Genomic DNA, 7,912 nt, shown 5'->3' with positions numbered 1-7,912 from the left:
GCGCTGCATCGCGGCCTCGACCTCGGCGGCCGTGGCCTCGGCCACCGGCTCGATGCGGGCGGCGGCGATCGCGTCGACAAAGGGCTGGCGCTGGGCCGGCGCCGTCAGGTCGGCACCGCTGGAGTTGGCGCGGCGGCTGCCGTACAGCGCCACCGGCAGCGGCAGGGCGCCCTGAGCGGCCACCTGCTCCAGCGGCGAGCCCAAGAGCTCGGGCACCTGCACATTGACATCGGCCAACTGGTGGACGAAGGAGCTGTTGGCCCCGTTCTCCAGCAGGCGGCGCACCAGATAGGCCAGCAGATCGCGGTGCTCGCCGACCGGGGCGTAGACACGGCAGGGAATCGTGCCGTCCTTCAACACCTCGCGGTAGACGCCCTCGCCCATGCCGTGCAGGCGCTGCATCTCGAACGGGGCCTTGGCCTTGCGCGCCATCTGCACGATGGCCGCGATGGTGCCGGCGTTATGGCTGGCGAACTGCGGATAGATCACATCGGCATGCGCGATCAGCGCCTGGGCGCAGGCCAGATAGGACACATCGGTGTGCTGCTTGTGGGTGAACACCGGGTAGGCGGCCAGGCCCTGCTCCTGGGCGCGCTTGATCTCGCCGTCCCAGTAGGCGCCCTTGACCAGGCGCACCATGAAGCGCAGCCCATGCTTGCGGGCAATCGCCGCCACCTCGTTGACCACGTCCAGCGCACGGGTCTGGTAGGCCTGCACGGCCAGGCCGAAGCCGCGCCACTGCGGGTAGTGGCCGGCGATGCGGGCCGCCAGCGCGTCCAGCACATCCAGCGAGAGCTCGAGGCGGTCGACCTCCTCGGCATCGATGGTCAGATTGATATTGGCCTGGGCGGCCAGCTCGATCAGCTGCCAGACCCGGGGCAGCAGCTCGGCGAACACGCGCTCGCGCTGCAGCACCTCGTAGCGCGAGAACAGCGCGCTGAGCTTGATCGAGATGCCGTCAGCGGACTCCGGCGAGGCTGCCTTGGCGCCGGCCGCGATGGCCTTGATCGCGCCGACATAGGCGGCCTGGTAGCGGCGCGCGTCGCTCTCGGTGCGGGCGCCCTCGCCCAGCATGTCGTAGGAAAAGCGCAGCATCGGCTGGGCCTTGCGGGCGTCCGCCGCCTCGCTCATCGCCTCCTGGATCTGGCGGCCCAAGACGAACTGGCGGCCCAGCAGCTGGATCGCGCGCACCGTGGCTGCGACCACCGTCTGCGCGCCCAGCCGGGTCAGCAGGCCGCCCTCGCCCTCGGCATTGGGCAGAAACTTCTTGGACAGCGAGATGGCCGAGGCGGACAGGCTGGCCAGCATCTTGTGTGGCCCCTCCGACGCACCATCGAACTGCCCCCGGCCCAGCTGGTCGGCCGTCAAGGCGATCGCGGTCGGCACATCGGGCACGCGCAGCAGCGCCTCGGCCAGGCGCATCAGCGCCAGGCCCTCGCTGCTGGTGATCGGGTATTCGCGTAGCAGCGACTCCATCGCCCAGAAGGGCGCCGGGTTGGCACGCACCTGCTGCACCCAGGGGCCGGCCTGATCGATCACCGCCGGCCAGTCGAGGCTGACGCTGGCGGCCAGCGCGCTGACCACCGGGATCTCGGCGCGGTAGGGCTCGGGCAGGCGGGCAGCTTCGGGCAGCAGGGCAAAGGCGGTCATGACGGTCCCCAGAAGGGTGGAGCTAGTGAATGCCTGAACTTTATTGATCTCTCACATGGATTAAATTCGGAAGCAAACCACTTCAGACGACAAAAATCCCGTGGCCGACGAACTCGACAAGATCGATGCCCGCATTCTGCGCGCGCTGCAGGCCGATGGCCGCATCTCCAACCTGAAGCTGGCCGAGGCGGTGCATCTGTCGCCGACCGCGGTGCTGGAGCGTGTCAAGCGCCTGACTCGCGAGGGCTACATCCTCGGCTACGAGGCGCGGCTGAACCCGGCCAAGCTGGGCGCCTCAATGCTGGTCTTCATCGAGATCCTCTTGGACCGCACGGTGCACGATGTGATGGACAACTTCAAGGCCGCCGTCCAGGCCCGGCCCGAGATCATGGAATGCCATCTGGTGGCCGGCGGCTTCGACTACCTCTTGAAGACCCGGGTGGCGGACCTGGGCCACTACCGCGAGTTCATCGGCAGCGTGATCTGGACCCTGCCGGGCGTGCGGGAGACCCGCACCTATGCGGTGATGGAGGAGGTCAAGCACACGACGGCGCTGCCGATCTGAGGTGCCTAGGCGGTGAAAGGCTGAGTTTCAAGGTCTTTCGGAGCCCCACGGCGGGGGGTGGCAAGACCACCCCTCCCCCATCGCCCCTCCCTGCGTGTGATGGGAAAGCGCCCGGCCAGCGACCACACTGAATCCATCGCCAGCCCACTTTCCCGGAGTCCACCATGCAAGTCCAGGCCCGCCAGACCACCACCGCCACCCAAGCCGGCCAGGCCCTGATGGCCGCGCTGCTGACGGAGCCGGGTGCGCGCTGCGGCTGGTTCGACTCCAGCTTCGAGCTGAGCCAGGGCCTGGTGATCAGCGAGGAAGCGGACGAGACGGTGCTGGCGCTGTGGTGCCAGCAAGGCGGTGCGGCGCTGCACTGAGAGGGTAAGAACTTTTTACTGCGCGACCGCCATGCGTCGTTGGCCGGATGCTCGGAATCCTCACGTACAGAAGTACGCTCCGGTTCCTGCGCTCTGTCCGCCTAGCCTGACGGCCGCTCGCTACAAAAGTTCTCACCCTCTAAGCTTGAGCGGCACGCGGCGGCGATGCAGATCCTGGCGGGTATAGACCTGGGGCCGGCCCGAGAGCTGCAAGGACAGCTCCACCATCAGATCATGGCTGCGCGAGCGCGGCGCGCTCAGCGGCAGGACCAGCAGGCCGGCGGCCAGCGCGGCCGGCAGCCAAAGCGGCAGGGCCAGGCGCAAGGCCGGCGCGCCCCGCAGCGCCATCACGCTGGCCAGCGCGCCGAGCGCGAAACCGCTCGCCGATTCCGAGGCCGAGTGAGCGTGTACTTCCAGTCTGGAGTAGGCCACCAGGGCAGCCAGCACAAAGCTGGCGATCACGGCCAGCTTCTGCATCAGCCGGTCCCGGCCCAGCAGCGCGACCCAGGCCAGCAGCGGAAAGCAGGCGGCGGCAAACATCGCATGACCCGAGAAACCGGTGAAGTCCCAGCGCGCCGAGCCATGGCCCCAGCCCATGAAGGCCACTTTGCTGAGCGCGGTCAGCCCGGCGGCCAGGGCCAGGCAGGCCAGCCAGCGCAACACCAGCCGACCCTGGCCGGCACCCAGCCAGAGCCACAGCATCGCGGCCAGCAGCAACGGCACAAGGATTTGCGCCTCACCCAGCCGGGTCAGCAGCGTCCAGGCGGCGAGCGGTGAAGAGTCCGGGTTTTCCAGCATGGCCGGCATGCTAAGCGATGGCGATGACGCCCCGGCCGATCAGGCCAGCTGCAGGCGGCGCACGGCCGGCTTGCGGTCGGGCTCGGGCGGCGGCGTGAAACTGAAGTCCTCGGGTGGCATCGCACGGCCGTAGAACCAGCCCTGGGCCCAGTCGCAGCCCTCGCGCTTCAGCCAGGCGGCCTGCTCGGCGGTCTCGACGCCCTCGGCCAGCACATCCAGGTTCAGGCTGCGCGCCAGCACGATGACGGTGCGGGCAATCGCCGCCACATTGCTGTCGGTACCCAGCTCGGAGACGAAGCTGCGGTCGATCTTCAAAGTCTGCACCGGCATGCGCTTCAGATAGGACAGCGAGGAGTAGCCGGTGCCGAAGTCGTCGATCGCGACCCGCACGCCGCGCTCGGTCAGCTGGGTCAGCAGCGCGATGGCCGCCTCGGCGTCCTCCAGCAGCAGGCTTTCGGTGACCTCCAGCTCCAGCGCCTGCGGCGGGCAGCCGGTCTCGGCCAGGATGAAATCGACGGTCTCGACGAAATCGGCCTGGCGCAGCTGGCGCGCCGAGACATTCACCGCGATCTGCTGCGGCTTGCCCGGCTGGCCCTGCCAGCGCGCCGCCTGGGCGCAGGCCTCCTGCAGCACCCAGCGGCCGATCGGGATGATCAGGCCGGTGTCCTCGGCCAGCGGGATGAACTCGGCCGGCGAGATCGGGCCGCGGGTCGGATGGCGCCAGCGCAGCAAGGCCTCGGCGCCGATCAGCTCGCCGTCGGACAGGCGCACCTGCGGCTGGTATTCGATGCGGAACTGCGCCGCCTCATTGGCCAGGCGCAGCGCATGGGTCAGCTCGAAGCGCTGCTGCACCGCCTGGGTCAGCTCGGGCCGGTAGGCCTGGACCGTGTTGCGCGCGCTCAGCTTGGCGCGGCACATCGCGGCCTCGGCATTGCGCAGCAGGTCGTCCACCGTCGTGCCGTCGGTCGGAAACAGCGCCAGGCCGATGCTGGCGCCCAGATTGAAGCGCTGGGCGCCGACCATGATGGGCTCGTCCATGGCCTGGATCAGCCGGTCGCCCAGGCGCATTGCGGTCTCTTCGTCGACCAGGCCCGAGAGCACGACGACGAACTCGTCGGCCCCGACCCGCGCCACCGAGTCGCTGGCCCGCACCACATTGATGAAGCGCTCGGCCGTGACCTTGATGACCTCGTCGCCGGCGGCATGGCCGGCGATGTCGTTGACATCGCGGAAGCCGTCCAGATCGATATAGAGCACGGCCACGCAGGTGTGGTCGCGCTGCGCGATGCTGATCTGGCGTGCCACGCGGTCGCGCAGCAGGGCCAGATTGGGCAGGCCGGTCAGGCGGTCGTGCAGCGACTGGTGCAGCAGCTCGGCCTCGGTCTGTTTGATCTTGGAGATATCGGTCAGCACCAGCAGATGCTGCAGCGGGCTGGAGCTGCCGGGCTGCACGCGCACCAGCGTCGCCCAGACCGGCACCGGCTCGCCGTCGCGCCGGCGCAAGGTCAGCTCGCCGCACCACTTGCCCTCGCGCTCCAGCGCTTCGGCAAGCTGGGCCTGCAGCTCGGGCGCCTGCTCGCCGGGGCGCAGCGGCTGCGGCAGCTGGCCGAGCACCTCGCGCGAGTCGAGGCCGCTGATCTGGAAGAAGGCCGGGTTGGCATCGACCACCCGCACCTGGGCGTCGAGCAGCAGAATGCCCTCGGCGCAATGTTCGAACACCATGGCCGCGCGCTTGAGCTCGTCCAGCGCCAGCTGCAGCTCGGTCATGTCGCGCGCCACGCCCAGCAGGCCCAGCGACTGGCCCTCGGCCCGCACCGGCGCCTGCTGCATGTCCAGGCACAGGCGCACACCGTCGGTGCCGCGTGCCCAGGCACGGCCGCGCTCGGGCAGCGGCTCGGGCAGGTCGGCGTCGCGCTTGCCCTGCAGCTGCGCCTCGCTGAGGCCGATCAGGCGCTCGAAGGCCGGGTTGCAGGCCTCGTAGGCGCCGCTGGCGTCCTTCAGATAGACCGCGTCCGGGATGGCATTGAGCAGGGCCGCCAGGCGGCTGCGCTCGCGCCGCGCGGTGAGCAGCTCGGCGCGGCGCTGGCGCAGCCAGCGGCGCTGCTGCCAGACCAGGCCCAGGGTCGCGCCCATGGCCAGCGCGCCGACCACGCAGAAGGCGCCCAGCCACAGCGTCGGGTCGTGCAGTCCGCCGGCGGTGTCCGCCCAGGCGGCGGCCGCCGGCAGCGACAGCAGCGCGAATCCAGCCAGCGGCCGGTGACGGCGACGGTTGATCAAGCTCATGGACGGACAGACCCTCGGTTCACGACATGCCGGCGCGACGCTGCACCGGTGGTGACTGCTTTATGTGTCACAAGCGCTCGTGGCGCTTGTGCCCTCATCATTCCCTGAGGCTGTCGGAAGTGTCCGCGCCCGGCTTGAGTCTGGCTAGGGTTTACAGGCTGCTGCCGAGCCGGGTTCCCTGCAATATTGCACGCTTGGCATCGAGTTCTCCGGCCTCCAGCGCGCCGCCGACCAGGTGCACGCTGCGCCCGGCCGCGCGCAGCGGCGCCTCCAGTTCGCGCAGCGGCTCCTGGCCGGCGCACAGCACCACGGTGTCGGCCGCGACCAGCTGCATGTCCTGGCGCTTCTCGCCATAGCTGACCCACAGGCCCTCGGCGCTGATGGCCTCGTAGTTGACGCCCGCCAGCATCTCGACCTGCTTCATCTTCAGCGCCGCGCGATGGATCCAGCCGGTGGTCTTGCCCAGGCCCGCGCCGGGCTTGCCGGCCTTGCGCTGCAGCAGCGTGATCGCGCGCGCCGGCGCCGAGGGCTGCGGCCGGCGCACGCCGCCGCGCACCTCGCCGGGATCGGCCACGCCCCACTCGCGCTGCCAGGCCGCCGGATCGAGCGTCAGGGAGTGCCCCCCGTCGACCAGAAACTCCGCCACATCGAAGCCGATGCCGCCGGCGCCGACGATGGCCACACGCTGCCCCACCGGCGCACGCCTGAGCAGCACATCAATATAGGACAGCACCATGCCGGCCAGCGCCGGATCGTCCTGGCCCTTGATGCGCGGGTTGCGCGGCGTCACGCCGGTCGCCAGCAGCACCTCGTCAAACGCCATCAGCTCGGCGGCGGCCACCCGCTGCTGCAGATGCAGCCGCACGCCGGTGATCTCGAGGCGGCGGCCGAAATAGCGCAGGGTCTCGCTGAACTCTTCCTTGCCGGGGATGCGCCGGGCCAGATTGAACTGGCCGCCGATCTCGGCCGCGCTGTCGAACAGATGCACCTCGTGGCCGCGCTCGGCCAAGGTGGTGGCCGCAGCCAGGCCGGCCGGGCCGGCGCCGACCACGGCGATCTTCTTGCGCGGCGTCTGAGTGGCCGCGATCGGCACGATGCGCAGCTCCTGCTCGAAGGCGGCGCGCGGGTTCACCAGGCAGGTCGAGATCTTTTGCGCAAACGTGTGGTCCAGGCAGGCCTGGTTGCAGGCGATGCAGGTATTGATCTCGTCGGCCCGGCCCTCGCGCGCCTTCTTGACGAACTCGGGATCGGCCAGAAAGGGCCGCGCCATGCTGACCATATCGGCGCTGCCCTCGGCCAGCAGGCGCTCGGCCACCTCGGGCGTGTTGATGCGGTTGCTGGTGATCAGCGGCGTCGTGATGCCCGCTGCCCGCAGCTCGGCCCTGAGTTTGGCGGTCACCCAGGCAAAGCCGGCGCGCGGCACGCTGGTGGCAATCGTCGGGATGCGCGCCTCGTGCCAGCCGATGCCGGTGTTGATGATGGTCGCGCCGCCGGCCGCGACCCGCTTGGCCAGGGTCAGGACCTCGTCCCAGCTGCTGCCGCCGGGCAGCAGATCCAGCATCGAAAGCCGGTAGATGATGATGAAGTCGGACCCGACCGCCTCGCGCATGCGCGCGAGGATTTCCAGCGGCAGACGCATGCGGTTTTCATAAGAGCCGCCCCAGCCGTCGCTGCGCTGGTTGGTGTGGGTGACCAGGAACTGGTTGATGAAATAGCCCTCCGAGCCCATCACTTCGACGCCGTCATAGCCGGCCTCGCGGGCCAGCCGGGCGCAGCGCACAAAGGCGCGGATCTGGCGCTCTATGCCTCGTGCCGACAGCTCGCGCGGCGTGAACGGCGAGATCGGCGACTGGATGCGTGAGGGCGCGACGCAGAAGGGGTGGTAGCCATAGCGCCCGGTGTGCAGGATTTGTAAAGCGATCTTGCCGCCCTCGGCATGCACGGCCTGGGTGATCTGCCGGTGCCGCCGCGCCGCTCCCGAGCTCGCCAGGGTGCCGGCGAAAGGCTTGGCCCAGCCTTCGATATTCGGCGCGAAGCCGCCGGTCACGATCAGCCCGACCTCGCCGCGCGCGCGCTCGGCGAAGTAGACCGCCATGCGCTCGAAATGCTTGCGTCCGTCCTCCAGGCCGGTGTGCATGCTGCCCATCAGCACACGGTTCTTCAGCGTCGTGAAACCCAGGTCCAGCGGCTGCAGCAGATGGGGATAAGACATGGCGGGCAATCCTCGGGGGTCAGGTCGTGTCGGATGACG

Annotated in this window: 6 protein-coding genes; 2 read left to right on the top strand and 4 right to left on the bottom strand. The window is 69.6% G+C overall.

The genetic code is table 11. The features are described from left to right. Positions 1–1,650: proline dehydrogenase family protein (locus PO768_RS19455; RefSeq protein ID WP_272647367.1), on the bottom strand; the 1,650-nt coding region annotated here is incomplete at its 3' end. A 100-nt stretch (positions 1,651–1,750) separates the two neighbouring features. On the opposite strand from PO768_RS19455, the gene PO768_RS19450 reads away from it, so the two are divergent. Beyond that, positions 1,751–2,215, top strand: coding sequence for an Lrp/AsnC ligand binding domain-containing protein (locus PO768_RS19450; protein ID WP_272647366.1), 465 nt, complete (start codon positions 1,751–1,753; stop codon positions 2,213–2,215). 164 nt (positions 2,216–2,379) lie between these two features. Beyond that, positions 2,380–2,580, top strand: coding sequence for a hypothetical protein (locus PO768_RS19445; RefSeq protein ID WP_137944352.1), 201 nt, complete (start codon positions 2,380–2,382; stop codon positions 2,578–2,580). A 132-nt stretch (positions 2,581–2,712) separates the two neighbouring features. On the opposite strand, the gene PO768_RS19440 is transcribed toward PO768_RS19445, so the two are convergent. From PO768_RS19440 to PO768_RS19430, 3 genes are all read right to left on the bottom strand, one after another. Continuing rightward, complete coding sequence (locus PO768_RS19440) at positions 2,713–3,378, bottom strand: phosphatase PAP2 family protein (protein ID WP_272647365.1); 666 nt, start codon at positions 3,376–3,378, stop codon at positions 2,713–2,715. Positions 3,379–3,417: 39 nt separating this feature from the next. Further along, positions 3,418–5,661 carry a putative bifunctional diguanylate cyclase/phosphodiesterase gene (locus PO768_RS19435; protein ID WP_272647364.1) on the bottom strand — a complete coding sequence of 748 codons (2,244 nt, stop codon included), beginning with the start codon at positions 5,659–5,661 and terminating at the stop codon, positions 3,418–3,420. A 151-nt stretch (positions 5,662–5,812) separates the two neighbouring features. Then, positions 5,813–7,873, bottom strand: a complete 2,061-nt coding sequence (locus PO768_RS19430) for an NADPH-dependent 2,4-dienoyl-CoA reductase (protein WP_272647363.1) — start codon at positions 7,871–7,873, stop codon at positions 5,813–5,815. Positions 7,874–7,912 lie beyond the last annotated feature (39 nt).

The sequence above is a fragment of the Paucibacter sp. XJ19-41 genome (assembly GCF_028462495.1).
Lineage (GTDB): Bacteria > Pseudomonadota > Gammaproteobacteria > Burkholderiales > Burkholderiaceae_C > Roseateles_E.
Note: the sequence above shows the minus strand (reverse complement) of the source record. Positions and strands in the feature narration are given on the sequence as shown.

What these genes read in the sequence shown, in the direction of transcription:
- PO768_RS19440 (WP_272647365.1), bottom strand. Translation starts at nt 3,378, where the DNA reads ATGCTGGAAAACCCGGACTCTTCACCGCTCGCCGCCTGGACGCTGCTG.
- PO768_RS19445 (WP_137944352.1), top strand. Translation starts at nt 2,380, where the DNA reads ATGCAAGTCCAGGCCCGCCAGACCACCACCGCCACCCAAGCCGGCCAG.
- PO768_RS19435 (WP_272647364.1), bottom strand. Translation starts at nt 5,661, where the DNA reads ATGAGCTTGATCAACCGTCGCCGTCACCGGCCGCTGGCTGGATTCGCG.
- PO768_RS19430 (WP_272647363.1), bottom strand. Translation starts at nt 7,873, where the DNA reads ATGTCTTATCCCCATCTGCTGCAGCCGCTGGACCTGGGTTTCACGACG.